Consider the following 223-nt stretch of genomic DNA (forward strand, 5'->3'; position numbering starts at 1 on the left):
CCTTCGTTCGCTACCGAGACGATGTCGAGGAGATCGGGCCGGACGAACAGGAGACAACCGACAGGATCATCGAGGTGATGGCCAGCGGTGGCCGGACCACGCGGGAGCGCTACGGCCGTTCTGTCCGCACCTCGCATGCCAAGGCGCACGGGATTGTGCGGGGCGAGTTGCGGGTTCTGGAGAATTTACCCTCCGAGCTGCGTCAGGGGTTGTTTGCGGCACC

1 pseudogene is annotated in these 223 nt (G+C 64.6%); it reads left to right on the forward strand.

Features of this window, described 5'->3' with window-relative positions:
• Positions 1-223: pseudogene (locus E4K09_RS30340) on the forward strand (hypothetical protein); the annotation flags it as partial.

The sequence above is a fragment of the Microvirga pakistanensis genome, assembly GCF_004458765.1.
In the GTDB taxonomy this organism is placed as follows: domain Bacteria; phylum Pseudomonadota; class Alphaproteobacteria; order Rhizobiales; family Beijerinckiaceae; genus Microvirga; species Microvirga pakistanensis.